This is a genomic window from Burkholderia sp. BCC0405 (assembly GCF_902833075.1).
Classification (GTDB): domain Bacteria; phylum Pseudomonadota; class Gammaproteobacteria; order Burkholderiales; family Burkholderiaceae; genus Burkholderia.
Window position 1 is genome coordinate 1 of record NZ_CADFEO010000027.1, and the last position, 25,141, is coordinate 25,141.

Here is a 25,141-nt window from a genome sequence, read left to right on the forward strand (position 1 = left end):
CGACAAAAAGCTCATGCGCTACATCCGCCAATACAACAAGCAGGCCGCCCCGTTGAAGTGGAAGTACTCCGATCCAACTCGACGCATCCGGTGCAATTCATCCGGTTCAATGGACTAGCGAAAGTAGACACCCGTGCAATGCAGCCTGTCTCCAGTTTGCAACACGACTTTCGCCAGACGCCCTGCTCGCCTCCGGAATGCAGAATTTTTGAGACACATATCACTTTCCCGAACACGGCCAGCTACGGCCGCTCCGCCGATGCACTTCCGCATCGACGCACTTCGTTCAGGAGACTTCGTGAATTCCACTCTCTATACCGCCGTGCTGGTCGGCGTGGCACTGTTGCTCGTTGCGATGTTCGCGTTCGGGTTCTACTGGCTCGCGACCAAAGATCGTTCGACTTCCCCTAAAACCCCCGCTCCGTCTTCTCCATCGTCCTGCGCGATCGACGAACACGATGAATGGGAAGCGCAGGCACCGTATCCCGATCATGCGATGGACGCACTACGCAACCCCGTTTCAGCATCGTCAAGTCACACAACATCCCGTCAATCGTCGTTCGCACTGCCCGAGTTTGACGAACCGCTTTTCGAAACTGCGTCGCCCACTTCCGAGGCACGCCATGCGCCGCCTCCTGACTACTTCTCCTACGCGCCGCAGCCGCTAACGGAAGCTGCCGCGTTCCCAGCGGACACACACGGCTGTCCGCATTGCGGCTCGGCTCGTATTGAAACGCTCAATGTCGGTCGCAGAACCGGCAGCACGATCGGAAGCGTCGCCGGCGCGACCGGTGGTTTTGCGATGGCGTTGTCCGGTGCCGAAGCCGGCGCAGCCGTTGGCGCGATCGGCGGACCGGTCGGCGCTGTATTCGGCGGACTGGCGGGTGCGGTCGTAGCCGGCCTGCTCGGCAGCGCGGCCGGTTCTGTCGCCGGCTCCGCTGTCGGCGCCGTGCTCGACGACAACGTCTTCGACAACCATCGGTGTCTGACGTGCGGCCACAGCTTCGGCTCGGCATTTCACTGAGCCCGGTCCGTGTCGTCTGATTCGCGCGAAAGGTCGAAAGCGCTCAATTGCCGGACGCCCCATCAGCATCGGCCAACCGTCACATCAAATCGCTTTGGTCCATTCTCAGGAAACCAGCCATGCTCTATCCCTCTCCCCTCGATTACCTCGCCGCGTTCGCGCTCGCGTTCGTCGGCGGGGTACTGGTGGCCGCATGCCACTGCAAGTACGTCGGCAAGGTTCGCAGGGAGGTTACTGCCCGTGCATGATCCCCGCCCGTTCGATGACGACGAGGAATCCTGGGCCACCGGTCCGTCACGATCGGATACCACTGAATCCGCCCATTATCGCCCTGGCACGGGGCCAGTTTATCCGTGTCCGCAATGCCAATCGCCCCGTACGGAACCCCGCCATGTCGCACGCCGTATCGGCGGAACCGTTGGTGCAGCGGCCGGCGCGACCAGTGCTGTCGCGCTTGCATTGTCTGGCGCGGAGGCCGGCGCAACGGCCGGATTGATCGCCGGTCCGATCGGCTCCGCGTGCGGTGGCGTGGCGGGTGCGATCCTCGCTGGTCTGATCGCTGGCGCCGCTGGTTGTGCAACCGGTGCCGCCTTTGGCGAAGCCGTCGACCAAAAAATTCTCGACAACTGGCGATGCCTCGCCTGCGGACGCACCTTCAGCGTTCAACCACGCTAGCCCGCTTCCCGTCTCATTTCCTTCATTGGTTTCGTTCCGCTCGGCCCCGGCCGAGCTTTATGCACTGTGATTTTTCAATAGGAGTTTTGTCATGCATCTCGTTCAATCGATGGCCTACGTGGGTGCCGAACCCTGGCATGGTCTCGGCAACAAACTCGCCCCCAAACAACCGCTCGAAGTCTGGGCGCAAGCCGCCGGCATGGACTGGCGCATCGAAGAGGCCGAAGTACGCTTCGTCGCGACTGGCAACCGCAGCCTCGGCTCGATCCATGCGTTTCCCGAACAGAAGGTACTGTACCGCTCGGACAACAAGGCACCGCTGTCCGTTGTGAGCGCACGCTATCAGGTCGTTCAACCCGAAGAGATCCTGGAGTTCTACCGCGATCTGACGGAGATCGGCGGCTTCCAGCTCGAGACGGCCGGCGTACTGAAGGAAGGGCGCAAGCTGTGGGCGCTCGCGCGCACCGGGCAATCCGGCACGCTCAAGGGCAAGGATCAGATCAACGGCTATCTGCTGTTGGCCACGGCCTGCGACGGGACGCTGGCAACGACCGCGCAATTCACGTCCGTGCGGGTGGTTTGCAACAATACGTTGCAAATCGCCTTGGGAAACAGTGCCGGCGCAATCAAAGTCTCACACCGCTCGCAATTCGATGCGGCTGCCGTCAAACGCCAGCTCGGCATCGCCGTCTCCACGTGGGACGCGTTCATGGTCCGGGCCAAGGCGTTGTCCGAACGCAAGGTAACCGACTCGGCGACTGAAGCCTTCCTTCGCCGCGTGCTCACCTACTCGACGACCAATCTCCCGGATCGCGAAACGGTGGCCGTCAACGAACGTGCCATCAAGGCGGTCGGCCAGCTCTATGCCGGACATGGAAAAGGCTCGGATCTGGCTTCGGCGTCCGGAAGCGCATGGGGCCTTCTGAACGCAGTGACAGAGTATGTCGATCACCATCGCCGTGCACGCAGTGACGATCACCGGCTCGACGCCGCCTGGTTCGGAGCGGGCGCGACGCTGAAACAGAAAGCCTGGGACGAGGCGATGAAGCTTGTCGCATGATCCAGCCCGTCCCGCCTCTGGCAGTCGACATGCGCATTCAGATTCCGCGCGGAGCAGGCTTACGGTTCGGCGGTCGTTACGCGACGATCCTTCGAATCACACCACAAGGTACGACGGTCCACCTCGGAAACGGCAAGCTCGTGACCTTCGCCTACGACGCGCTGCAAGACGCGATTCGCCGAATCGGTTCCGTCTAGCCCCCGCATTCCCTCACCTCTCGCCCGGCCAGATTCGCTCTGCCGGGCTTTTTATTTCTGGAATCCATCATGACTACGCCTCACCCCGAACCACCCCGCGCACGCAAACCCGCGCTGAAACTCGTCAAGACGCAGGATTTGAGCCGCGACGATTGGCTCGCCGTTCGTCGTACTGGTATTGGCGGCTCCGACGCCGCCGCCGCTGTCGGCCTGAATCCGTACATGAGCGCGCTGGAATTGTGGCTCGACAAAACCGGCCGCGCGGACGGCCTGCCACGTCCCGATCCGAACGATACGACGTCGCCGACGTACTGGGGCACCTTGCTCGAACCCATCGTCGCGGCCGTCTATACCCAGCAGACAGGCAACAAGGTCCGCAAGGTCAATGCGGTGCTGCGCCATCCCTCGATCCCATGGATGCTCGCCAACATCGACCGGGAGGTTGTTGGTGTGCCGGACGTTCAAATTCTCGAATGCAAGACGGCAGGCGAGTTCGGCGCGCGGCTCTGGCGCGAAGGCGTACCCGAATACGTGCAAATCCAGGTTCAGCACCAGCTGGCCGTGACGGGCAAGACGGCGGCGCACGTCGCCGTACTGCTGTGTGGACAGGCGCTCGAAGTCCATCGGATCGACCGTGACGATGCGTTGATCGGCCGCCTGGTCGAACTCGAAGCCCGGTTCTGGCGATTCGTGGAAACCGATACGCCTCCACCGGCCGACGGTTCGGAATCGGCCGACCGTGCGCTGCGGCACCTGTATCCGGGCAACGGCGAAACGATCGACTTCAGCGACGACCATCGCCTGTCGTCCGTCTTTGCCGATCTGGTCGCGGTGCGGGCCGAGATCGAGACGCGTCAGCAGCTCGAAGCACAGTTCAAGCAAACGATTCAGCAAGCGATGGGTGACGCAATCCGGGCCGTATTCCAGACCGGCACCGTGTCGTTCAAGCGCAGCAAGGACTCGTCCTCGGTCGACCTGGAGCGGTTGCTGGCCGATCACCCCGCTCTCCAACAGCAGTACGCCATCTCGAAGCCCGGCTCTCGCCGGTTTCTCGTTTCCACCTAACGGAGGTCAGACCGTGAGTCGACACATGACCAATCTCGAATGCCTCACCGACATCATGGAGTTCTCGCGGTACGGCGCACTGGCCCAGGCGTTCGTGATGGATGCGCTCAGCAAGCACGCCGAACGCGTCGCCAAGCTGCCGCTCGATGAGCTGCAAACACAGCTCGGCGGTCACCCGCTCGTCAGCGCGCGTGCCTGGCACGGCGTCGCCCAGGAAATCCACACGAAGCTCGAAGTGCATTTCGCTCGGTAGCCCGCACAGCTTGCTGGCGATCGCTGCTCTCTTTTCTCTTTTCTATTTGGAGGACCATCATGCTCAAAGGTTTGGCTATTACCCCACCGATTGTCGGTCGCATCGCGATCGGGAAAATTGTCGAGAAGAACGGCAAGCGGCTGCCGGAGAAGGACGACCAATTCACACTGACCACCCAGGTGCAGCAGCGCGGCGAATGGATGCTGCATCCACTCAACGAAACACTACGCAAGGCCACGGCTGGCAAACTGCGCGCGATTCCGGTGCGCATGCTGTTCAACGATCCGGACCTGAACCTGCGGGCGGAATATTCCATGTTCGACCGTGATACCGGCCGGCCCGTCTGTGTCGGCAATGGTGAGACGTGTCGACGCGTGACGGATGCTGGCATCGAAGCCCAGCCCTGTCCATCGCCGGACGGCTGCACGTTTGGTCGTCAGGGTAACTGCAAGCCCTACGGGCGAATGAACGTGCTCATCGGCGACGATGACGAACTTGGGTCGTTCATCTTCCGTACCACGTCCTATAACAGTATCCGTACGCTCGCTGCGCGGTTGCACTACTTCCGCGCGGTGTCCGGCAATCTGCTTGCCTGCCTGCCACTGGAACTGAAGCTGCGCGGCAAGTCGACGACGCAGAGCTACCGGTCTGCGATCTACTACGTCGATCTCGGCGTGCGTTCGGGCAGTACGCTCGAACAGGCGTTGATCGAGGCGAAGGAGCTGGATACGCGTCGCCGCGCTGCCGGGTTCGATCAGACCGCACTCGACGCCGCCGCCGATCAGGGGTTCGCCAACGGGGCGTTCGAGGATAGTCCGGACGAGCGGGCCGCAGTCGCCGAAGAGTTCTATCCGGAGACGGCGCCGGAACGATCGGATGCGGCGAACAGCGTCGCCGCCGAGACGCCACCGACCCTGCGCGACAAGCTCGAACGCAAAGCCGTCCTGCTCGGCGGCAAAGCGGCATGAGCGCGCGGCACTGGGCATTCGTGCTGGCGACCGCCGCAACCGGCACCGCGCTCAGCCTGTCGATTCTGGCGGGCTGGCAGCGCGGCGGTGCGTTGGCCGAGCGAGTCGTCTGGGTCGCGATCGGCATTGTGCTGGTCGTCAGCGCTCACCTGTTGCCGGCGCTGATTCGCGATGCGCCGCTCGGGGTGCGCGGCGTAGGTAGCCTGCTATGGGGCGCGTGTCTTGCGACTGCGTGCTACGGCCACGCTGTCTTCTTCGTGACCGCGCAGCAGCACGCGGGTGAAGTGCGGGCGTCTGCCGTGTCGCCGAATCGACCGGCCGGGCGGAGCCTGACGGTCATCATGGGCCAACGCGCGGTCGTCGCCGCACAGCTTGCATCGGCCAACGCTCGTTACTGCGCCGGGAATTGCCCGACGCTCGAAGCCCGTCGCGCGACACTCGCGGCGCGACTCGACGCATTGAACGCGGAGGTGGACGACATTCGGCGTCAGCAAGCCGCAACGGATCGAGTCACGGCGCAGCGTGACGCGTTACGCGTCGATCCAGTCACGTCGCGACTTGCCGCGTTACTCGGAGTCACGATTTCGCGTGTCGACCTGCTGTCAGGGTTGATGTTCGCCGCCGTGCTCGAAGGTGTGGCGTGCCTGCTCTGGACCGTCGCGCTCCGGTCGCCGGCGACGGTGACTGAATCTACCGAAACCGGAGTCACGTCACTGGCAGTCCCCGCAGTCACGAGGATGGCCGACGTGACTCAACCGGTCGTCGCGACAGTCACGGGCCTGACTGAATCCGGCCAGGCGGGAGTCACGCCAGTCGTCGCGAGTCCCGCCGACGAGACTGTTAGTCGCAAACGTGTGACTCCCCATCACGACGGTACGACCGGAAGTCACGCACCGCGCGACGACCCGAGCGCGCCGTTACCCAAAGTTGCTCCCATCGACAATCACCTGTCGCAGCTCGTTCGAGACGTGACTGCCGGAATAGTCCGACCGACTGTCGCCGACATCCGTCGGCACTTGGGATGTTCCCAGGCACGTGCGGCGGAGCTACGTCGTCAGCTTGTCGAACACGCATCGACGGCATAGGAGGCCGGGCTTCGTGCCCGGCCTTTTGCTGTCTCTTTCACCATCACTTTCACATCGTCATGAAACATGGACTCTACCGATCTCGTCAAAAGCATCAGCATCGTGAATCTCGCCAACCAGCGCGTCGCCGTCGTCGAGCGCGTGCGCGCCGCCCTCGATCTGCTCGACGAAGCTCAGCAGCTTGCCAAGGCGGCGCATCTCGGCTTTCCCCGTCTCGTTCTCGATGAAAGCTACGGCTGTCGTGGCCGACCGACCATTACCGGAGAATATGCGAAGCGCGACGAGGCCGAAGCTGCCATGGTGCGCATCATCGACGTACGCGGCTGGGACTACCTGCTGTCGGAATCGGGTTTGCGCACCTTCATGGACGCGAAAGCCCGCGAACAATGGAGCAATCAGATTGCCGAAGGCGACGTGCCCGAATTGACCGCCGGCAACATCGAGGCCACCTTCGCGCAACTCTACAGCGCGCGCGGCAACATGTTCGAGCGCGGCGTGCTCCAGTGCTTCAAGCGGCTGTCGTGGGACTACAAAACGAATCAGCCCTTCAAGTTTGGCCGGCGCATCATCGTGCGTTACCTGCTCAGTTCGGGTTCTCCGAATTTCCGGGTCACCAACGAACTGGACGACCTGATTCGCGTGTTGAGCGTGCTCGACGGCAAGCCTGAGCCGGATCACCGTAACGGCGCGTACTGCCTCGTCTCCGAAGCGCGGCAAACCCGACGAACCGAAGCCGAGAACGACTATTTCCACCTGCGCTGGTTCAAAAACGGCAACGGGCACCTGACGTTTCTGCGCCCTGATCTGGTCGACCAAATGAACAAGATCCTCGCGAAACACTACCCCAACGCGATCGCGTCTGAAGCGCGGTAGTTCCAGGACGCGTCCTGCGTCTCGTCTTCCCCGATCCATTCAGCGACATCGGTATCCGGTTCATCCGGAGGCCCGTGCTCGCCCGTTACTTGGAGTTCTTCGTGAATCTACCTTCCGCACAACACGCCGGCCCACGCTTCAAGCTCGGCCGAATCTTCGCCACGCCTACCGCGCTGGAAGTCATCGCCGAAGCACGCGTCTCGATCATCGACCTGCTGATCCGCCACATACGCGGTGATTGGGGTGATCTGTCCGAATCCGACCGCCAGCAAAACGAACTGTCTGTCGAGGCCGGACTGCGCCTGCTATCCAGCTACGTACTCCCCGGTGGTCAAACTGTCTGGGTCATCACGGAATGGGATCGCTCGTCGACGACATTCCTGCTGCCAAGAGATTATTGACATGCTGATCCAGCAATTCCATCCCGGCATGCGGCTCGGCCAGCAGCCGACGCTTGCCACGTCGGATAATCCGCTCTTCAGCCGACAAGGACACTGGGACGGCGGCAGTACGTTGCACTGCGTTGCAATGGGACTGGCGTTGCTCGGCAAGCTGTCCGATCCAGTCCACCTGCCGTATCACACCGTTGGCCCTGAGCAGGTCGTGTGGGATGACGCCTGGCCACACTACCTGCATGGGCTGGCATTGTCCGAACTCGCAAGCTTCATCGCCGAACTGAATCTTGGTGTGCGCCCAGCTACCTGCATGGCCTCCGGCCCAACCATCCTGCACTTTGCTCGCCGCGAGCTGGAAGCCGGTTGGCCGGTGATCGTCGGCTGGCGACAACGACATACGGTCAAGCGGCATGCCGCGCTGGTTGTCGGCGTCGAGGGATGTCGACACGGTCGGGCGTTCGACCCGCAAGCATTGTTGCTGATCGATCCAGCAGGCGACGAGCCGGGACTTGCCGGATTCAACGCGCGTCTCGATCGACGCGGCGACGATCTGTTCCGCTACCAGTCTCCCGCCACTGCGCGGGGAGTGAAATTGCTAGGCGGCGTATCGATCCGCTCCATCATCGACTCAACGGTTGATGCTTGATCTTGGACGGGCATCGTCGCGCTCGCACGGCGATGCCCGACCATAACGGCTGAAATCGACTTGTTTCCATCTTTCGATGAAGGCTTGCGCGGGTCTCAAGCTCCATCAAAAGTCGACAGCCACGACAAGTCGCTCGATGCGCGACTATGGCTAGTGATGCTTCTCGACGGGGATGAGTTGCCAGGTTCCAAACTCATTCGAAAATAAGGAATCGGCGGGGTATTCGACTGGGGCGGCTTCTTCGACTCTGAACTTTGGCGCTTCGGGTGCCGCAGAAAATGTATGTCCGGGATGGATGTCAGGCTCCTCCGAAAACAGGTACCACGTGAACAGCGAGGCCAGATTCGCCGCGTTGGGAATCCCCGGAGAGAGCCGAACGTCTTTCATTCCAAAATTGTGCATGCCGCACGTATACGGCGCATCGCCATCAATAGTAACTACGAATGCGCGATAGGCGCTTAACAGATGGACGTTGGCCGCAAAATCACGCCATTGATCCGGGGAGTGTGCGAGGCCTGAACTTTCGACCTTGACTCCAAGCCCGCCCGCGTCAATCAGTGCTGCGCCGGCTGCCATCAACGCTTCGATTCTGGCTCTACTGCCGCCTTCGTCGATCAGGTACACAACCGATTTGTGCTGTTCTATTGCTGTCATCTCGCGGCTATCACGCCAATGCGGTCCTACCGCACGAAATGCAGATGCCATGCGATTGTCAGCATCCTCAAGGTGAGCCCGGAAGGCGATCTGTGATTTCATCTCCATGAGTATCCCGCCAGCAAATAGGTATCCCGTTTGTGCGTCGATCAGAGATGAAATTAAATCAGCCCGTGTTTCCCAAGGACCAGGAATGCAAAGAACTGTTCGATCGCGAGGCATATGAGTGACCTGTGAGGGACTGGGGTGCTGGATCATAAGCGGAAACGCGGAAAGTGTCCTAAAAGCGTTTCCGATCTATAGCACCCGAGGGCCCCCTATGGCCGGGTTGCGGTCATTCTGCCTTCGGAACCAGTTGTTCTCTATTGGCGGGTTGCCAACGTCGGTGAGGCACAACTCCCAATTTGAAGAGACAGTTGCAAAAAGCAAACGTCCACATCGTCATTGGAAACGAATCTGTCCTGTTGAGCTTGGCACCCATCGTGCCCAAATTCGCGGAGCACCAGAATCGTCGTCTCTGATCACGGCGTGACAGGCAATTGCTTCCATTCGGCGCCTATGCGTCGGTACAAGTGAGCGGACAGTCGATGGTCGCAATCCACGGACCGCTCGACGACATGCCGAAGCTCCACTAGCCCTTGTGCGGAAGATGAGTCGCAGAATGCAAGGAGGTCACGCGCTGGAGCGACTGCGACAAAGCCCTGCGGGGCAACATGGGCGTACCAGTAATCCCACATGGCATCAAGCGTGAGAAGACTCGCCTCGAAGTTGCCTCCCATGAGGGCGACATATATGGAACCGTATTCGCGAACAGCCAGCTTTTCTTCTGCAAGAGCCCGCAAATTTGAAACGGCCATCAAATGAAGCTGGTCACCCGAGACACCTTCCTGTTCCAGATGTCGGTACTGCACAAAAGCCAAATGATCAGTTGCATCCGCGACGTACGAAACCAATAGGTCGTCGGTGAGTGGACGGAGGACTGGCGAGTCTCCGCGTGACAGTGATATTGCTGGCGTTAAGTCTTGCACCATGGGCTTCAGGTAAGCAATGGCGCGGACACAGATGCCGCCTTCTGTCACAGTCATAGCGCGATATTCAATCAATCCAAAAATACTGCTAGCACCATCCTCGGCGGATTGTCGACGATTCGGGTCGCAAAGTCGAATGGCTGGTTGTGGCCGACATGCGGCCATGATCGGCGCAAGATCGACCCTCGGCAATGCCTCAACGGATGGCGCCACAATCTGCGCATTCATCGATGCGCGCAATGCGGAAAATCAATCACTACATCACCCGCAAATCCCGACGATCATCTCAACCGCTGACGCTTGATCTCTGGCGGCGTCGCCGCATTCGCGCGGCGCTCGCCCGTCGGCTTCAGCGATACCCCATCCAGCGGCACGAACAGCTCCGCCAGCGTCACGTTCAGCGAGTAGCAGATGTTCGCCAGCGTTTCGATCGACGGATTCGCGATCCCGCGTTCGATCGCCGAGATATAGGTGCGATCGACGAGTGCCTCGAAGGCAAGGGTCTCCTGAGATTTCTCGACCGCATGCCGACACTCCTTGATCCGTTTGCCCAGGGCAATTGAGATCGGAGCCGGCCGTGTTGCAGGAGAGGTTGAGCGCTTGGCAGTCATGGCGTGCAGGATGCCCGCCCGTCGACTGATTAACGACGCTGTAAACTCGACACCAACAGTAGAGTATACTCTACATTTCAGAGTTACCCCAGTACCATCGGCGTGGTGTCGATTCGATCCAATATCGCTCCAATCGCGTTATAGCGCACCCATCTGTCGAGTAAACACTACATATCTAGTTGCACCCATCCGTGCGGGACCAGCACGTCAAACGGAGAAAACAATGAAAGCCAACAAGAACACGGGGTTCGGTAAACACGTTCTCGGCCTGTCCATCGCAGCAGCGCTTGCTGCTTGCGGCGGCGGCGGAGACTCAGGTCCAGCTCAACCATCGACGGGCGGTGGCACCACCCCGTCGCCCCCCACGCCGGCGGTCACCGGTAAAGCCATCGACGGCTATCTGACCGGCGCCACGGTCTGCCTGGACCTGAACAACAACGGAGTGTGTGATTCCGGGGAACCGGCAACGGTCACCGACGGCAGCGGCCAGTTCGTAATTCCGTACAACGGCGACGCCATCGGCAAGACGCTGCTGGTTCAGGTCACGCCGACCACCAAGGATCTTTCCCGTCCGGCCGGGTTCCAGTTCCCGGCGTCATTCACGCTGTCGCAAGTCGTGCAGTCTGCGCCGTCCCAGGTCGTCAGCCCGCTCACGACGCTCGTTTCCACACAAATGCAAACCGGCTTGAGCCGTTCGCAGGCCATCGCGGCTGTACAGGGGTTGATCGGTCGCCAGGTCGATCCCGACGCCGACTACCTTGCCAATCACGACACGGCAACGCAGACACTCGCGGCACAAGCCGTCGACACGCTCGCGACGTTTGCGACAAGCGGCGCGGTCGATGCCGCGACGCTTCGCAACGCGCTCAATGCGATGGTTGCCAAGGGCAGCGTAACGGCAATCACGCAGAACGATCTCGCGACGCAGGCTGCACAACCGGTCTATCAGATTGCCGATGCATCGCAAATCCTGGCTCAACCGACGTACAGCTTCGTGGACTACCTGGTCTCGTTCTTCGGCGGCTACAACCCAACGCCGGGCTCGACCAATCAGGCGCTGGTCCGCGACGCTCGGCAGATCGTCGACGCCACGCTGAGCACCACCGAGCAGGAAAACCTGCCGGTCGGTAGCGACACGTGGTCCAACGTCGGGCTGGGTGCCTACAACGGCGGCAAGTACGACGGGTTGGCCGGTGAGTATGTGCTCAAAGCAGATGGAACGTGGTCCGACCTGATCGCCGAAACGCAGCGCTTCGCACCGCTGCCGCTCGCGCGTATCGGCACGACGCTCTCCGGCACCGATCCTGCATCGGGCATCGGCTTCACATACGAGGCGCGTTCGGTTGATCTGTCTGGTAAGACTCTGTCGCTGGCCGCGCCCACAGTACCGGGTTTCATCGACTTTGCTCACGCCCCGCAATTGACCGGCGCCGCATTCCCAAGCCGCACCAACGCCTACCTCGGCATCCAGACCTATTCCGCCGATCGCCTCGTGCTGCCGGTATCCGTGCCGATGTGCGACAACGCGGTCGTACAGAGCGGATTGGTCTGCGGCGGGTTTCCTGCGTATGTGGACGGCAGCACGATCGTCATGACGGCCGGTAATCAGAACACGACGTACACGTCGATTCAGCAAGCGATCGGCATGGAGCTTGCCGCGCTGAATGTCGGATTGAGCTCCATTCAGTTGGCTGCGGACCATACCGCAACGGTCGATGGCAAACCGAGCACCTGGTCGGTCTACGCCAACAATTCGAACGTGTTGGTGTTCGACTTCACGCCGACCGACATTTCCGCACTGGCGACAAGCAACGGCAGGCTCCAGCCGCTCGTCCGTGGCGCCAAGCTGATCCTTGCGCTGCGCGCCGGACGCTTGCAGGTCGGCTGGCTGTACCCGTCTACATACACTGAAAAATCGCTTCAGTTCACGAACGGCCTGCCCGCGTCGCTCACGGCGGCGCTCAACGCCGTTATCTCCTCGCGATAACCGATCTCGGTTTCTCGCCGGTTTGGCCTGGGTTCTGGCATGTACCCCCTCGGATCGCCAGAACCCTCTTTGCCGACTGGTTCGCCAGTCGGCTTTTTTTTAATCCGCTCACCATGTCGCATCAGTGCTCGTCCCAGCGGCGATCGATAGTGCGGCCAGCGCCCCCCCTTCATTCTCTACAAGGAGCGTCACCTATGAATACCTGGCATTACGAAAAAGATGGTCAACGCTTGGGTCCAGTCTCGAATGACGAGATGCGCCGCCTTATTCAAGAGCGCGTCATCACCCTCGGCACGCTGGTCTGGAAACAAGGCTTCGCCGATTGGCGCACGCTCGGCGATACCGAACTCGCGTCCCACCTCGAAACATCCTCCACACCGCCCGCGCTGCCGACTGCGAAGATCAGCAATGCCATCGTCTGGATTCTTGCCATCGCACCGATCATCGGTCTGATGTTGCAAGCGATGGTCGGCGGTGCGCTTGCGCCGACCGACGACATGGCCGGACTGGCGGGCGAGATCGCCGTCAAATCCGGGCAGTATTGGTGGATCACGCTCGTGCTGAACATCGGCTTGAGCTGGCTCGACGAGCGCCGCTTGAAACGCGCAGGCATCGACACGTCGCAGTTCGGCAAGCTGGTATGCGTTGTGCCCGTCTACCTCTGGAAGCGAGCGAAATCGCTCCATCAATCGCCGGCCTACTTCTGGACGTGGATCGTCCTCTTTGTGATCTCGCTCATCGAAGCAGCCTAATCGGCTTCTCCCTCGTCAAGAGCATCGTCGACTTCAATGCCTTTCCTGCGCTCGCACAGAGCGCGCAATCCGATTGGCCCGTCGTCGTGGCGGGCCGGTCGACCGACCACGAAACCTCACCATGAAAAAACTGATCGTCGCCCTTTCCGCTGGATTGTTTCTGTCACTGTCCGCTCACGCAGCCAGCCACGCCGGCCAATGCGTCTTCCCGAAAACCAAAGTCGGTGCCGTCGGCAGGCTTGTCATGACGCACCCGATCTATGTGTTCGATGACCCGAACACGTCGGCATCCAAACACGCGTTGACCTCGCTATCTGCGTTCACCGTCAAAGCCGATGCCCCCGGTGGCTTCGTACAGCTCGTCACCGTGCCGAACTACGATCTGCCGAATCCCGATAGCGTCGCTGGCAAGGTAATCGGGTGGGCGAAGCTGGCCGACTTCGATTTCCAGGAGTTACGCAACTGCAATTGATCTGACAACGGAGTAAAAGGCGTGCCGATCGGCACGCCTGCTATGTCGCATATTTTTTTGCTTTCGTTCCAGAAAATCCGCGCTTTTCTGAATGTGGGCTTTAAACAAATTATTCAGCGATCCGAATCATTATCACCGCTGCGCAGGTTCACACGACGTTCTGCCTCTTTCATTGCCGCATCAGCTTCCTGAGAAGTCAATTGCCGCTGTTGCAACCGCTTCCAATGAGCAACGTTCCGGCGATCGTCCGCCTCAAATCCGGCAAGCTTCACCTTCCATGTGGAACGTCCGAACAGCAGCGGCTTACGCTCCTGATGCGGAATCAGGACATTTGCTCGAAATGTCGTTACGACTCTAGCCGCCGCCTCCGTCTGTTCGGCGCATACTGCATCGAACTCCTTCTGCACTGCCGCAAGCCAAACACTCCGACGAATCTGGCTATCCGTCTCGCGCGAAGGTCGATTCACTGCGCTACCATCCACAACAGATTCCGCACGCTCAATAGAACGTACCGGTTGCGACGGAACCGTCTCGAGTTCCGCTTGCACTAATGGCGTCCGCGCCTTTGAGCCGACATCGCTGAGTTCGATCACTCTCCGCATCCCGTTATGAGGACGTTGAACAGGCTCAATCTTGACTGGTGCCCTGTGAGGGGAAGCGGTCGCCGAACGGATTGTTATCGTTCGACCTGCCGCACCAGCAGATTCCGATCCAGAATTTGCCAACGGTACCTGTGTGTCGACTGTTGAATTCTCGGTGTGAACCGGATAAGCCATATAACCGTCGCTCGGATTCTTCTCGGCTACCGCGCTTTGACCGATCCCGGACTGCTCAGAGAAATCGGATTGAGACCGGTGATCTGACGACCTATTGCCTGCGGGTTGAGATACGGCCTTCGGCGTGCTTTGAGCATTCTTTCCCGGCTGTCTACGAATAAACAAATCCGTCAAATTCGCAGTATCGAAACGAAGATCGAAGCTGCTCTCGCCCCGTGCCGGACATCCGAGCCCATACCAGTTCACCAAGAAGTCTTGTTTCGCCGCTCGCGAAAGCTGTGCCATTAATTCACGTCGAGCACCACGCAGAATCACCTCTGCTTTCTCCCCCCGCACCCATATCTTGAAAGGGAGGCCATGATTGTCCTGCTCGTTCGCACGCCCTCGCGCCCCAGCCTCGATCAGATACCCCTCATCAACTTCTCTCACGCGGCCGCTTCCATAATAGACACGTGGGGCCGAACGAATTGGGAAATACAAGTTATGGAATGCGCTACTGAATCGCATGGTCGCGCCACGTAGATCAATTTCAGCACTGAACACGGCTTTCAGCCATTCTTGCCGCTGCTTATCGGTCCAATTCTTCTTTTCTTGTAACTGATACGACTGACGGATTGTCCCGAGATGAGCTTCAGCAAGCGATTGCACGAGTGCGACACTGAACCGGGCACGATGATGCGTTTCGCTTGCCTCGATACGCCGCTTCTTCACCTCTTCAGGTGACGGCTTGGTGACCTCCCCGGCCCCCTTGTCGCGATCCGCTCGTGCCGGGGGTTCGACATAGTCGATCAATCGCGTGGGCAACGTGAAGAGTTGCTTCTCGATCTTGCGCACCGGCCCTGTCGAAGCGAGGTCCTTTGCCCCTTTTGCAGGATTCCCATCACATCCGTGACGATGCTCTTCGCTTTTGCGGAAATGCGGACTACGAGACAACTCTTCACCCGCCGGCTCGTAGATCAGAACCGGGAACACCTTGATTCCGCAGAACGGACACAAGAATTTTTCGTAGCGCGTCTCGTCGTGAAGGTACAACTCTCGATAAAACCACGCCGAATGGTATTCCCTGGACCGAGCAAGGGAGGCGACTTCCGACATGACTACACCTTTAAATAATGCGAATCAACGAACGGGAGAACAATTATTGAAAAAACGAAACCTAATCACTTCATCTTAACACCCAAGTGATCTCTGCTACACGCACCTAGGACTGCCGGCATAACAGTACCTCGAACATGAGACTCCACCAACGCCCCGCAGTGTTCTTTCGGCTTCGCAATTTCAGGTACGCTTTGGTCTTATAGTTTGCCCCATCTGAAACTAGGTCGTGAATATGCCGGCACTCGAAATCGCGGTCGACGGCAAGACGGCCGTAGTGGTCAATATGAACGAACTCAGCATGCTAACGGCAAGGGTTGGCGGGACGCTGATCGATGAGGCCATCGCGTCTCTGGACGTCTCCGGTGGCGCTTACTGAGCAAGCTGTCCACCGAGGGCACCACGATACCTAACACTCCCATTTGGCTTGATGCGCCCATGCAACGATGTCGAGCTCTGGCAAATAGAGCTGCCACACGTCCGTACCAGCGACCTGCATCGAACAACTCGCTCCCGGCAGTGATCGTGGCTTTCCCTAGGCCGACAGGATACACGCGCCCGCCGCATCTCGTTACATTTTGATACACTAGGACAACTACGGCGCATCGAGTCCGCTCGATAGCATGGGGATGAACCAATACGTCATAAATCAAATGAAACGAAAAGCACTGTTAATTGGCAACACCGGCGGCCTCCCAGGAGTTGCCATCGATCTCGAGCGCATGAGCACATTCCTTAAAAGTTACAAAGGAGGCGCGTGGTATCAGAATGAAATTATTACGCTACAGAATCCAGCAAAGAATACGTTACTCGCGCAAGTCGAGCAACTTAAGCGTGACTACCTAGATTACTGCGTCGTTTTATACTCAGGACACGGCGGCCATTGTCATGAGACCCTTCTCGCGATCAATCCACGCGAGGAAACCATTACGGAATCGTTACTCTGGAACATCGCACCCCGCCAGCTCAGCATCTTCGACTGTTGTCGCGTCGAACTTGAACGGGTCGTAAAGGCATCCGTGATGGACTCGGTTGACTTCTCGGCAAGTGCCGCTGGTTCCATTCGCCGCCTGTACGAGCAGCGAATCATGGCCGCGATCCCGCAGCATATACGCTTGTATGCCTGTTCCGTTGGTCAATACTCAATCGATACTCCGGACGGAGCAATTTATCTGAGTAAGTTGTTACGCGCAGCGGGGAAGATTGAGCATGGTGCTACGTATAAGACGGTCGGCATCGCTCACGACGAAGTTCGCTCACAACTACTCCTCAGTGGTGCGCAGCAAACACCGGAAGCATATCTGCCGAAATGCCTGCCGCAGCAACAACTGATTCTGTCGATGAACATCTAGGGGTGCACGTCGCCGTTGGCATATGAATACCATCAGCGTTGTACCGTCAGCGGAACTGAACAACAATACCGTGCCACCACACTACGCATTAAAAGCTGGCGACCTAGATCCAGAACTCAATCTGGTCATCAAGGAAATCGTTCTCTGCACTGAAAAATTCATCGTCTATCTTGCAGAGGACGATTCAATTCAATGGCGCACGACCGACTCCCATCAAGCAGCCTCTCATTTGGGACAAGTACTCAACTGGGTGTCATCATTGGAGGCACGTGCCCATTTCCTAAAAGGCACTCCCCAATTTTTAAATATTCGCAGAAATATTGCCGAGATCTTAGCTCGCGGCCTTGATGATTATCCATTGGAGTATCCTCGCTCAAAATATCGTGAAGTATCTAAGGAGATCGCGGCGCGTAACAAAGAATTGTCGTGGTCGTGGTATTTCAGCGCGGCCTATGGCGTGACAGCGGTCTGCGCTATTGCGCTTACCGCGCTCTGGCTACTTCGTACGCCTGTGCGAGCCGCTATCGGACACGACGCCTCGGATGTCGTACTTGCGGTATTCTGCGGCGCTATTGGCGCACTGCTTTCCGTCACTACTCGCGGCGATCGCCTTATCATGGATGCAAATGCAGGAAAAGCACTACACCGACTGGAAGGACTGTCCAGAATAGGAACCGGATTAGGCGGAGCGCTCCTCGTTGCACTAGCAATTAAGAGTGGCCTCGTTCTGGGAGGCATTCATTTTTCCGGGAACCCGCTGGCACTCCTGCTCGCTTGTTGCATCGCAGCCGGTGCGAGCGAGCGACTCGTCCCATCATTGATTGAAAGAGTTGAAAAAGCAGTATCGGATAAACGGGACACACCTGCCACATCCTCAGACGGGGAGCAAGCAGAGTAGCAGAGGATATTAGGGTCGTGGGCGTCTGCCGCCAAAACCCACTTTCTAATTTATTCGATGGGGTGCTCATGGCCGGCGTGATCATCGCTGGTGGAGCAATCGCACTAAATCCTGACGTAGTGGAACCACCCGAACTTCGAGCAAGGATCACGAACGTCCAGAAGTCGATCTGGTGCTGGAATAGTAAAAACCGATCGAGTAAAATCTGAAACCGATCAGCAGCCTAGGCGGCTGATCCGGTAGAGGCAGTGCTCGATCAAGCACGAGCACGAGTCAGCCGACCGCTAATGAATCCAATCACGGCCGTCGCCAACGGCAATGCGCTACTGCGCGTTTCCGGAAAGTACAAGAACGCGCCGACCAGGACAGCACCGAAAAGCGCACTAACGAAAAGCTCTCGGCTTTCGTCCTTGCGCTTGGAGCCCGATTCCTCGGCAGCAACCTTCGCCAACTCGACCTTGTTGTCAGCCTCAATCTTTGCCTTCTCGGTCGTTGCCTCAGCGAGACGCTCAGCCGCCGGAGCGAAAACCTGCAAGGCATTTATCAAGTCGAGTTTGCTTAATGGTTCACCGTTCTTTTTTTCGTTGTCAGAAGATATTGGCACAATGCTCGGTTCGCTCATACTTAAATTCCGAAAGTGTCGATGCTACAATTCTACCGGGATTTTTCGATTGAATTCAGAACATTTCTGGTGTGTCAGGAGCGTGACGCGTTGACTGCATGAACTCACACTAACCATTCCCAAGAATCTGCGCCCCTATCATCACCGGAGTCTATGAATGGAAGATCTCAGTATAGTAATTGCACTACGCGATGAAGACGAATCCTGGACAACTACAATCGTCGTGACCGAGGTGGACGCGCTACGAATCCGGAACCTTCGTCCATTCACCCCGGCAGGGCCGCGAATCGATCTCCCAAGTGTTGCAGGTTTCGCACAAGTTAAAGGGGAAACGCTCAAACTCGCCTTCAAAAACAGAGAAGGTCAGCGCATGATCTCAATGCCGTTTCTTCCTGCTCGCGATGTCATTGATGATGCGATAGAAAGAGAAAGGAACCGAGCAGCAGCCGAACGGCGATCTGCGGCCGGCTGGAAACGCATTTGGGACTGGATGGAGGAGCGCAGCACCGGCGCACAGTGGTTCAAACCGCCCGAGGGGGAGCAAGTCCATGCGACCCTCCTGATGAGCGCTGAAGAACACATTGCGATCCAACTTGACGACGGCACGCTTGCGGTTGCCTCCGTCGCCAACCAAGAAGCGATTCCGCCGATTGGATCGAGTATCAATCTCGAACGAGACGGCTCCGGCGATACGATTCTGTCAACTGACCGCTAACCCACTAACGGTTCCGACAGAAACATGCCAGCACTTGAAATCATGCTCGACGGCGTAACGGTCGCTATGGTTAGCACCGGCGAACTCACCATGCTTGCAGCAAGAGTTGGCGGAATGCCCATTGATGAGGCCATCGCGTCTTTAAACGTCTCCGGTGGCAACTACTCACAAAGCGGATCATCAACGTACCTCACATGGATCGCTGACACACCACTACAAGCCGGTCAGCGAATCCGTGTGCAATTTTATCAGGATGGTCAATCATCCCACGCCGGCAAGACCATCGATGAACTCTACCCCGACGAGCCCCCCCGTTGTGCAAACCGAATTCACTCCAACGGCGGAGATGTTCCAGAAGCTACGCGCCATACCGGAGGTTCGCGAGAAATTTACTCTGGATCTGAAATCGTCTTCCGGCGAGTCCTTTGTCGGCGAAACGTTCGCCGGCGATCACGGCTTCGCGTTGTCGATACTCTGGGATTTTACGCACCCGGAGCGAGCCAGAGTAACGCTCCACTCCCACTCTCTAGACAAACTCGAAGCGAAAGGCCCGCTTACCTATCTGTTCACGGAGAGCATGAAATATGGTGATTTTATTGAGCTCAAAATAACCTAAAAGCATCTTTCAATCTGATCTGTATCAGCATTATTCATAGACTGCTTTCGGACACGAATCAATGCAATCGAATGATCGCCAGGAACCGGTTGTGGCTCGTTGACGATCATCACAGGACATTTTCCTGTCCGACACTCACGACGACGTTGCGGTCAACCTTACTCGTTCTCGCGCTCATCTCCGTCGCACTTCGGTTTGATCACACGCGGGCGCCCTGACTTCTCCTTTTCCTTCACCTGGCTCGTGCCGAACACACGGCAACGTTCGCCGTACTTCATCTTCAGAAACTGGTCGGCTTTCGTCATATAGCGGATGTTGGTGCGCAATGCCTCACGCTTCTCGTCATCGTTCCAATTGATCTCGCCTGTACCCACACCGTGACCGTGCTTCTCATGAAATGCCTTGTTGGCGTTGCTGTTCCAATACTGGCCCTTGCCTTCCGTCACCTTCACCCAGTATTCACCCAACTGTTTCGCGATGTACACGTCGCGGCACGATTCGGCCGTGTAGAAGATCAGCACGTGCAAGTGCAGACCCGACTCGTCGCCCTCTTCCAGCTTCCAGAGGTAGTCGACGATGCCGCGCAACAGCGTGTTGGTGCGGCAATTGTTGAAATACTTCTTGCGATGCGCCTGGATCTCATCAAGCGTGATCTTCGAGCGATACTGCGCCTGATAGCCAAAGTGCAGCACCAACACGAGCTGACGCGCCTTGTTTTCGAACACCTGCTGCTCGATAGCAAGCGCCTTCGCCTCGTTGCGCTCCGCATTGCGCCTACGCACACGCAGACGTTCACGGAACTGTTTCGAGTCGGTGATCTCGGCGACTTGCTTCATGACATCGTTGAAGATCTCAGCATGCGTCTTACCCCTGCTGTGATCGATCGAGCTAGGGTAATAGAACGTGAACGTAAGCGGATGCAGATCCAACGCCTCGAACGCTTCGCACAAGGCCGTCACATGCACGCTATACACGTGACGCTCTGCAAACGCGTAGTTCTGGAAAAAAGCCTTCAGCGCGTAGAAGTAGCGCTGCCCTAACGGTTTGGGTACGACAATCGGCTTACCCAGCTTGTTGCTCTTGATCTCGAAACCCGCTACGCCCTTCGAAAACTCGACGTCACGCACAAACGCTTCCATGTCGGTAAGCAACGGAGGAAGCAAATCGAAGCTCGGCAACAGCACCATCTTTTCCTCACCCTCGATCTCTGCTCGTTCGGTGTTCTTTATCCAATCACCATATTCGTAAATCTTCTTGAATCCGTCTTCATCGAATGCCACGTCTATTCACCCTTAAAGTTAACAACCGGAACCATCACATGCATCTCTCACCATCAACGGTTACTTCAAATAAATGCCCCCTCATTCATCACTTTCATTTCAATCTTCAGCTCAACGTTAGCCTCATGACAGCCCTACTAGTCACTACCTCCTGACAGTCCTATTACATAAGACCCATAAATCGAACACCAAATAACCCGAACGATTTCCCGCAATTCAATGCCTTCATCTCCCGAAGCAGCCAATGATTTGCTCCTCCGCACATATACATACTTGCGACCATTTAAAATGGTCGATAAGTATCCTGCCGACGGCCGTGCAACTTCGGCCCGTTCAGCATTTAATACCCTCTGCCCGCTACCGCCCGCAAGGGCGCATAACGCTGCCGTGGTCACAAATTGTTTGGATTACGTCGTAGATTGTGTAAGTCGGTCGCAGCTTGTATTAGTGCCCTAATCTAAAATTGCTTCCTCCATTGCTCAATCGCGTTGCGCCTCTCCCGCTAGGCGGGCATCAGCCACTGAACGATATGCTCCCATGTCTGCATGTGTGATCATCCCGACCACATCCACCTTATCCCTTCGTCGTTTATTCCTACGCGATAGAACCTCACGTTATCAGTCGTATTTATCAATCCAGAGACACTGACCTCGTCAGAGATCGTGCCTCTAGCTTCGGAACCACACCAACAAACCCTCCTTTTAAATTTATGATTCACTTAAAAAAACAAATATGGAACCTCCTTTCCATGGCACCGACTCCGAACGCTATAGAAACAGGTTACAGGTGGTCAAGTCCGATTTAAGCTCCGACTCCGAATCTATTGCGTCCAGACTCGTCCATACTAATCCAGCCTGATTCGCTCCAGTCTTTTTCTGCACTTGCAAAAATACAACAGCGCGCACGAAATCAACGCGAACATATTGACGAACCCAGTTGCCATCTATGGATAGACGACGCTAACGGGGCATGATTTATTGCTTCACTCGTCTCGAATCCTCAAAATAAATGGGCGCCGAAGCGCCCCTGAATTAGTCAACCGTGTTCTGCGTGTGCTCTCACTAGCTCACCCCATTTCTTCCTGAACGTAACTGGAGAGTATTTCGCTCCGAGCTTTTCGTAATGCTGGCGTATCTTGGACAAGCTCACGCCTGCATTGAATCGCTCCAAGGCTTTCAAGAAATGCTCTTTCAGAATCGCCTCTTTTTGAGCCTTATCTCCCGAGCCGAGTTCGTTCCATCCCCCATCAGCCTCGACGGGTTGGCTTTCCGAACTACCATTCCCCGAAGTTGCGCTCGCTGGCCGAGTAAGCCTCGCTCGATCAGAGAATGCATCTGCGATTGGCTTCGTGTCCCCGCTCATCTCTTACCCCTGCTCAGTGTTCGATTTTTTCTTGAGATAATTGGCCGTCGCTTCACCCAAGATACGGGTTGCACTACCAATCTTGAACGGCTTCGGAAGATCGCTTCCCTCGCGTTTCCACTCTTCGTAGATCCACGACTTGGATTTGGCGATTATTGTGCAAAATTGCTTGACACTCAGAACCGGTGGAATCTCATCCAACGTCATTTGACACCTTTCGTTTATATGGACGACAGCAGGCCGCGCTTGAGCGCGTCAGTAGTGCCGCGTCGATTGTTAAAGAGCGAAGGTGTGGCCCAGCTACCATCCATGAACCGCACCTGACCTGCTTGCATCGGCCTGTGCTGTCCTTCACTGCACTGAACGATGAGGCAATGGTAGGGAGGCCACGTCAGCGCCGACAGACGTCTGCTAAAAATAAAATTTCGGGCAAAAAAAAACCCTCGCTGGGGAGGGGTTTTATGACGTGCGTCGGAAACTCGGCCCCGCCTGGAGGCCCGAGCCGTCTACTCTCTAGGTTTGATGGTGTGCGGGAATCTCTTCGGCGCCCGCTTCAACCAGTCCTTGATCGTTCGCGAGAGGTTGCCAGTTTGTAAGCCGCGCTCTTCGACGAGCTCGGCATGCTTCGCCGTCAATTCATCCGCCACTGCGTCGACAGCCTGGCTGCTAGAGTCCCAGCCTTCGGGTTGCAACTCCTGTAGCAGTTCAGCCACCTTCTTCTTTACCTCGGCATATCGAGCCGCCTTGCCGCCGCCGCCCGTACGCGCGCGCCCGACAAAGCGATTTCTGGGGTCTGCAATTAACATCTCCTCACGCGACCAAAACGCCCCTCGCTCGGCGCTGCGCGCGGCCTGCTCCAGATTGCTCTTCGCCAATGCCTCAGATCCCTCGATGACATAGGCCATCGCCAAGACAGGCGCAAAGAAATGTGCGTCATATCCGTAACCCGCGATTGCCCGCGTGGAAATTTGGCCGTGATATTCGAGATCATCAGTTGTACGGCCCGACTTCATCACTTCTTCGAGTCCGCGCATCCAGTCCTGCCACTCTTCATCGAGCGAATTGCTCGAAATGTAGCTCTGGACTGAGGCTTCAATAGTATTCAGCTTGTCACGCAACTCGCTACTCGAGCCAACAGGACCTGACAGTTCTCGCGGTGGGTGATGGAGCTTCCATTCCCCGTTGTCAGCCCGCGTACCTTCCAACGTAACCACGACTGGTTCGCCCCCGTCGTCGGGATACGCTGTAACTGTTATCCTAAACCTAGCTGCGGTTGTATTTTTGAGAAGATCCCACATCACCTTCATCTTCTTCTCTGCTTCGAGCAAAAAATCCGGGGTCTTAATTTTCACGAAAACTCCAGTCCATCTCGTCGACGTTTGTCGATACTCTTCGCGAATACAGTCTGCTGACTGTCAGGTTTGAAAATTTCAGCGGCGAATTAACGACGCGCTCGGCCAGTGCCCGCTTTGAGCTTTTCGAGGTAGTCTGCCCACTTCTGCATCATGGCACGCCGTTCTTTGATGAACTTCGTCCGGTTGTACGCTTTGCCCAAATTGTCCGGGACAGCATGAGCAAGCTGGTGCTCGATCACTTCGGGCTTTTGCTCCAACTCTTCGTGAAGAATCGTGCGCGCCATCGCTCGAAACCCGTGCCCCGTGATTTCGGTACGGGTGTCATAGCCCAATCGCCGCAGAGCAGCATTGACCGCAGCGTCACTCATCGGTCGCAGCGACGAGCGCGCTCCCGGAAATACGTACCGCCCGCTACCGGTTAACGCATGAAGTTCCCGCAAGATCTGTACTGCTTGATATGCGAGCGGAACCAAGTGCTCTGTATTGGTCTTCGTGACAAGGTATCGCCACTCGCCTTTGTCTAGATCGATGTGCGCCCACTCTGCCTTGCGGAGTTCGCCGGGGCGCGTGAAAAGCATTGGCGCTAGCTTGAGAGCGCACAACACAGGGAATGTGCCGGAAAAGCCGTCAAACGCGCGCAGCATGGCGCCAACCTGTTCCGGGTCGGTGATCGAGGCAAAGTGTGTGGTCTGGGCGGGCGGGATCGCGTCCGTCAGGTCACGAGCTGCGTCGACCTTGCAGTACCCCTCCTTGATTCCAAAGCGGAACACTCGGCTGATCTCGCTGCGCACCTTGTGAGCGGTAAACCGGGCACCTCGGCTGTCGATGCGCTTGAGAACCGTCAGAACGTCAGGGGCGTCGATTTCTGCAATCGGACGCTTGCCCAGCCAGGGGAATACATCCTTGACGAAACGCGCCTTAGTCTTTTCCCACGAACCCGGCGTGACGTAGGGCTTGCGCTCCTCCATCCAGCCCAGCGCAACAGCCTCGAACGAGTTGGTTGCGGCAAGCAGCGCCGCTCTTTTATCGGCTTTCTTCGCCTCGCCGGGATCGACGCCTACAGCAAGCTTCTTCCTGGCTTCGTCTCGCTTCTCTCGTGCCGTGGCAAGCGGAACATCGGGATAGACGCCGAGAGCAAGACGCTTCTCTTTACCAGCAAAGCGATACTTGAACCGCCAGTATTTGCCCCCTGCTGGAGACACTTCAAGATACATGCCGCCGCCATCAGCGAGGCGGTACGGCTTTTCACGGGGAGAGGCCTTTCGGATAGTGACGTCGGTAAGCGGCATGGTGCACCTTACAACCCCAAGGGGGCACTTTTTGTC

General features: G+C 57.6%; 28 protein-coding genes and 1 pseudogene. 20 read left to right on the top strand and 9 right to left on the bottom strand.

Annotated features, from left to right (window positions below):
• The 12 genes and pseudogenes from HWX36_RS37455 to HWX36_RS32080 form a co-directional block, all read left to right on the top strand.
• A pseudogene (locus tag HWX36_RS37455) lies at window positions 1-118 on the top strand (IS630 family transposase); the annotation flags it as partial.
• Window positions 119-298: 180 nt separating this feature from the next.
• Window positions 299-1,024, top strand: coding sequence for a hypothetical protein (locus tag HWX36_RS32035; protein ID WP_244136584.1), 726 nt, complete (start codon window positions 299-301; stop codon window positions 1,022-1,024).
• Between the two features lie 119 nt (window positions 1,025-1,143).
• A complete protein-coding gene (locus HWX36_RS37710) occupies window positions 1,144-1,272 on the top strand; it encodes a hypothetical protein (RefSeq protein ID WP_279613408.1) in 129 nt (42 codons plus the stop codon).
• A 518-nt stretch (window positions 1,273-1,790) separates the two neighbouring features.
• Entirely contained in the window at window positions 1,791-2,759 is a 969-nt protein-coding gene (locus HWX36_RS32040; protein WP_175957833.1) for a DUF932 domain-containing protein, read from the top strand.
• Window positions 2,756-2,956, top strand: a complete 201-nt coding sequence (locus HWX36_RS32045) for a hypothetical protein (RefSeq protein WP_175957834.1) — start codon at window positions 2,756-2,758, stop codon at window positions 2,954-2,956. Before HWX36_RS32040 ends, HWX36_RS32045 begins: the two co-directional genes overlap by 4 nt.
• 69 nt (window positions 2,957-3,025) lie before the next feature.
• Window positions 3,026-4,021: a lambda-exonuclease family protein gene (locus HWX36_RS32050; RefSeq protein ID WP_175957835.1), complete on the top strand. Its 996-nt coding sequence runs from the start codon at window positions 3,026-3,028 to the stop codon at window positions 4,019-4,021.
• A gap of 25 nt (window positions 4,022-4,046) precedes the next feature.
• Window positions 4,047-4,274: a hypothetical protein gene (locus HWX36_RS32055; RefSeq protein WP_175957836.1), complete on the top strand. Its 228-nt coding sequence runs from the start codon at window positions 4,047-4,049 to the stop codon at window positions 4,272-4,274.
• A 59-nt stretch (window positions 4,275-4,333) separates the two neighbouring features.
• The gene (locus HWX36_RS32060) at window positions 4,334-5,242 is read left to right on the top strand and encodes a phage capsid protein (protein ID WP_175957837.1); all 909 of its coding nucleotides are present in this window, start codon (window positions 4,334-4,336) and stop codon (window positions 5,240-5,242) included.
• Entirely contained in the window at window positions 5,239-6,327 is a 1,089-nt protein-coding gene (locus HWX36_RS32065) for a hypothetical protein (RefSeq protein ID WP_175957838.1), read from the top strand. The genes HWX36_RS32060 and HWX36_RS32065 overlap by 4 nt, the downstream gene beginning before the upstream one ends.
• A gap of 66 nt (window positions 6,328-6,393) precedes the next feature.
• Window positions 6,394-7,200, top strand: coding sequence for a DUF4942 domain-containing protein (locus HWX36_RS32070; protein ID WP_175957839.1), 807 nt, complete (start codon window positions 6,394-6,396; stop codon window positions 7,198-7,200).
• A 101-nt stretch (window positions 7,201-7,301) separates the two neighbouring features.
• A complete protein-coding gene (locus HWX36_RS32075) occupies window positions 7,302-7,601 on the top strand; it encodes a hypothetical protein (RefSeq protein WP_175957840.1) in 300 nt (99 codons plus the stop codon).
• 1 nt (window position 7,602) lies between these two features.
• On the top strand, window positions 7,603-8,241 hold the full coding sequence (locus HWX36_RS32080) for a hypothetical protein (protein WP_175957841.1): 639 nt from the start codon (window positions 7,603-7,605) through the stop codon (window positions 8,239-8,241).
• A 150-nt stretch (window positions 8,242-8,391) separates the two neighbouring features.
• Here HWX36_RS32080 and HWX36_RS32085 read toward each other — a convergent pair whose 3' ends face one another.
• The 3 genes from HWX36_RS32085 to HWX36_RS32095 form a co-directional block, all read right to left on the bottom strand.
• Window positions 8,392-8,997, bottom strand: a complete 606-nt coding sequence (locus tag HWX36_RS32085) for a hypothetical protein (protein WP_208457837.1) — start codon at window positions 8,995-8,997, stop codon at window positions 8,392-8,394.
• A gap of 419 nt (window positions 8,998-9,416) precedes the next feature.
• Window positions 9,417-10,151: a hypothetical protein gene (locus HWX36_RS32090; RefSeq protein WP_175957843.1), complete on the bottom strand. Its 735-nt coding sequence runs from the start codon at window positions 10,149-10,151 to the stop codon at window positions 9,417-9,419.
• A 53-nt stretch (window positions 10,152-10,204) separates the two neighbouring features.
• Window positions 10,205-10,534 carry a helix-turn-helix transcriptional regulator gene (locus HWX36_RS32095; RefSeq protein WP_175957844.1) on the bottom strand — a complete coding sequence of 110 codons (330 nt, stop codon included), beginning with the start codon at window positions 10,532-10,534 and terminating at the stop codon, window positions 10,205-10,207.
• Window positions 10,535-10,757: 223 nt separating this feature from the next.
• Between HWX36_RS32095 and HWX36_RS32100 the strand changes: the two genes are divergently transcribed.
• The 3 genes from HWX36_RS32100 (at window position 10,758) to HWX36_RS32110 (ending at window position 13,745) form a co-directional block, all read left to right on the top strand.
• A complete protein-coding gene (locus tag HWX36_RS32100) occupies window positions 10,758-12,521 on the top strand; it encodes a hypothetical protein (RefSeq protein ID WP_175957845.1) in 1,764 nt (587 codons plus the stop codon).
• A gap of 194 nt (window positions 12,522-12,715) precedes the next feature.
• On the top strand, window positions 12,716-13,273 hold the full coding sequence (locus HWX36_RS32105; protein WP_175957846.1) for a DUF4339 domain-containing protein: 558 nt from the start codon (window positions 12,716-12,718) through the stop codon (window positions 13,271-13,273).
• Between the two features lie 121 nt (window positions 13,274-13,394).
• A complete protein-coding gene (locus HWX36_RS32110; RefSeq protein ID WP_175957847.1) occupies window positions 13,395-13,745 on the top strand; it encodes a hypothetical protein in 351 nt (116 codons plus the stop codon).
• A gap of 113 nt (window positions 13,746-13,858) precedes the next feature.
• Here HWX36_RS32110 and HWX36_RS32115 read toward each other — a convergent pair whose 3' ends face one another.
• Complete coding sequence (locus HWX36_RS32115) at window positions 13,859-15,616, bottom strand: hypothetical protein (RefSeq protein WP_175957848.1); 1,758 nt, start codon at window positions 15,614-15,616, stop codon at window positions 13,859-13,861.
• A gap of 235 nt (window positions 15,617-15,851) precedes the next feature.
• Between HWX36_RS32115 and HWX36_RS32120 the strand changes: the two genes are divergently transcribed.
• The 3 genes from HWX36_RS32120 to HWX36_RS32130 all read left to right on the top strand — a co-directional run bounded on the left by HWX36_RS32120 (window position 15,852) and on the right by HWX36_RS32130 (window position 17,866).
• Entirely contained in the window at window positions 15,852-15,995 is a 144-nt protein-coding gene (locus HWX36_RS32120) for a hypothetical protein (RefSeq protein ID WP_175957849.1), read from the top strand.
• Between the two features lie 250 nt (window positions 15,996-16,245).
• Window positions 16,246-16,968: a caspase family protein gene (locus HWX36_RS32125; RefSeq protein ID WP_175957850.1), complete on the top strand. Its 723-nt coding sequence runs from the start codon at window positions 16,246-16,248 to the stop codon at window positions 16,966-16,968.
• A 22-nt stretch (window positions 16,969-16,990) separates the two neighbouring features.
• Complete coding sequence (locus tag HWX36_RS32130) at window positions 16,991-17,866, top strand: hypothetical protein (protein WP_175957851.1); 876 nt, start codon at window positions 16,991-16,993, stop codon at window positions 17,864-17,866.
• A 256-nt stretch (window positions 17,867-18,122) separates the two neighbouring features.
• On the opposite strand, the gene HWX36_RS32135 is transcribed toward HWX36_RS32130, so the two are convergent.
• On the bottom strand, window positions 18,123-18,488 hold the full coding sequence (locus HWX36_RS32135) for a hypothetical protein (protein ID WP_175957852.1): 366 nt from the start codon (window positions 18,486-18,488) through the stop codon (window positions 18,123-18,125).
• Between the two features lie 157 nt (window positions 18,489-18,645).
• Between HWX36_RS32135 and HWX36_RS32140 the strand changes: the two genes are divergently transcribed.
• On the top strand, window positions 18,646-19,203 hold the full coding sequence (locus tag HWX36_RS32140) for a hypothetical protein (RefSeq protein ID WP_175957853.1): 558 nt from the start codon (window positions 18,646-18,648) through the stop codon (window positions 19,201-19,203).
• A gap of 316 nt (window positions 19,204-19,519) precedes the next feature.
• Window positions 19,520-19,819: a hypothetical protein gene (locus HWX36_RS32145; protein WP_175957854.1), complete on the top strand. Its 300-nt coding sequence runs from the start codon at window positions 19,520-19,522 to the stop codon at window positions 19,817-19,819.
• 158 nt (window positions 19,820-19,977) lie between these two features.
• Here HWX36_RS32145 and HWX36_RS32150 read toward each other — a convergent pair whose 3' ends face one another.
• From HWX36_RS32150 to HWX36_RS32165, 4 genes are all read right to left on the bottom strand, one after another.
• Window positions 19,978-21,099: an inovirus-type Gp2 protein gene (locus HWX36_RS32150; RefSeq protein WP_175957855.1), complete on the bottom strand. Its 1,122-nt coding sequence runs from the start codon at window positions 21,097-21,099 to the stop codon at window positions 19,978-19,980.
• Window positions 21,100-22,464: 1,365 nt separating this feature from the next.
• Entirely contained in the window at window positions 22,465-22,668 is a 204-nt protein-coding gene (locus tag HWX36_RS32155) for a hypothetical protein (protein ID WP_175947845.1), read from the bottom strand.
• A 299-nt stretch (window positions 22,669-22,967) separates the two neighbouring features.
• Window positions 22,968-23,813: a hypothetical protein gene (locus tag HWX36_RS32160; protein ID WP_175957856.1), complete on the bottom strand. Its 846-nt coding sequence runs from the start codon at window positions 23,811-23,813 to the stop codon at window positions 22,968-22,970.
• An 89-nt stretch (window positions 23,814-23,902) separates the two neighbouring features.
• Window positions 23,903-25,105, bottom strand: a complete 1,203-nt coding sequence (locus tag HWX36_RS32165; RefSeq protein WP_175957857.1) for an integrase arm-type DNA-binding domain-containing protein — start codon at window positions 25,103-25,105, stop codon at window positions 23,903-23,905.
• Window positions 25,106-25,141: the final 36 nt, after the last annotated feature.

Excerpts from the sequence above, each read along its gene's own strand:
- HWX36_RS32105 (WP_175957846.1), top strand. The coding sequence starts at position 12,716 with ATGAATACCTGGCATTACGAAAAAGATGGTCAACGCTTGGGTCCAGTC.
- HWX36_RS32065 (WP_175957838.1), top strand. The coding sequence starts at position 5,239 with ATGAGCGCGCGGCACTGGGCATTCGTGCTGGCGACCGCCGCAACCGGC.
- HWX36_RS32140 (WP_175957853.1), top strand. The coding sequence starts at position 18,646 with ATGGAAGATCTCAGTATAGTAATTGCACTACGCGATGAAGACGAATCC.
- HWX36_RS32155 (WP_175947845.1), bottom strand. The coding sequence starts at position 22,668 with ATGACGTTGGATGAGATTCCACCGGTTCTGAGTGTCAAGCAATTTTGC.
- HWX36_RS32165 (WP_175957857.1), bottom strand. The coding sequence starts at position 25,105 with ATGCCGCTTACCGACGTCACTATCCGAAAGGCCTCTCCCCGTGAAAAG.
- HWX36_RS32060 (WP_175957837.1), top strand. The coding sequence starts at position 4,334 with ATGCTCAAAGGTTTGGCTATTACCCCACCGATTGTCGGTCGCATCGCG.
- HWX36_RS37710 (WP_279613408.1), top strand. The coding sequence starts at position 1,144 with ATGCTCTATCCCTCTCCCCTCGATTACCTCGCCGCGTTCGCGCTCGCG.
- HWX36_RS32090 (WP_175957843.1), bottom strand. The coding sequence starts at position 10,151 with ATGAATGCGCAGATTGTGGCGCCATCCGTTGAGGCATTGCCGAGGGTC.
- HWX36_RS32115 (WP_175957848.1), bottom strand. The coding sequence starts at position 15,616 with ATGTCGGAAGTCGCCTCCCTTGCTCGGTCCAGGGAATACCATTCGGCG.
- HWX36_RS32085 (WP_208457837.1), bottom strand. The coding sequence starts at position 8,997 with ATGAAATCACAGATCGCCTTCCGGGCTCACCTTGAGGATGCTGACAAT.
- HWX36_RS32055 (WP_175957836.1), top strand. The coding sequence starts at position 4,047 with ATGACCAATCTCGAATGCCTCACCGACATCATGGAGTTCTCGCGGTAC.
- HWX36_RS32130 (WP_175957851.1), top strand. The coding sequence starts at position 16,991 with ATGAATACCATCAGCGTTGTACCGTCAGCGGAACTGAACAACAATACC.
- HWX36_RS32045 (WP_175957834.1), top strand. The coding sequence starts at position 2,756 with ATGATCCAGCCCGTCCCGCCTCTGGCAGTCGACATGCGCATTCAGATT.
- HWX36_RS32120 (WP_175957849.1), top strand. The coding sequence starts at position 15,852 with ATGCCGGCACTCGAAATCGCGGTCGACGGCAAGACGGCCGTAGTGGTC.
- HWX36_RS32125 (WP_175957850.1), top strand. The coding sequence starts at position 16,246 with ATGAACCAATACGTCATAAATCAAATGAAACGAAAAGCACTGTTAATT.
- HWX36_RS32135 (WP_175957852.1), bottom strand. The coding sequence starts at position 18,488 with ATGAGCGAACCGAGCATTGTGCCAATATCTTCTGACAACGAAAAAAAG.
- HWX36_RS32080 (WP_175957841.1), top strand. The coding sequence starts at position 7,603 with ATGCTGATCCAGCAATTCCATCCCGGCATGCGGCTCGGCCAGCAGCCG.
- HWX36_RS32095 (WP_175957844.1), bottom strand. The coding sequence starts at position 10,534 with ATGACTGCCAAGCGCTCAACCTCTCCTGCAACACGGCCGGCTCCGATC.
- HWX36_RS32100 (WP_175957845.1), top strand. The coding sequence starts at position 10,758 with ATGAAAGCCAACAAGAACACGGGGTTCGGTAAACACGTTCTCGGCCTG.
- HWX36_RS32070 (WP_175957839.1), top strand. The coding sequence starts at position 6,394 with ATGGACTCTACCGATCTCGTCAAAAGCATCAGCATCGTGAATCTCGCC.
- HWX36_RS32050 (WP_175957835.1), top strand. The coding sequence starts at position 3,026 with ATGACTACGCCTCACCCCGAACCACCCCGCGCACGCAAACCCGCGCTG.
- HWX36_RS32110 (WP_175957847.1), top strand. The coding sequence starts at position 13,395 with ATGAAAAAACTGATCGTCGCCCTTTCCGCTGGATTGTTTCTGTCACTG.
- HWX36_RS32040 (WP_175957833.1), top strand. The coding sequence starts at position 1,791 with ATGCATCTCGTTCAATCGATGGCCTACGTGGGTGCCGAACCCTGGCAT.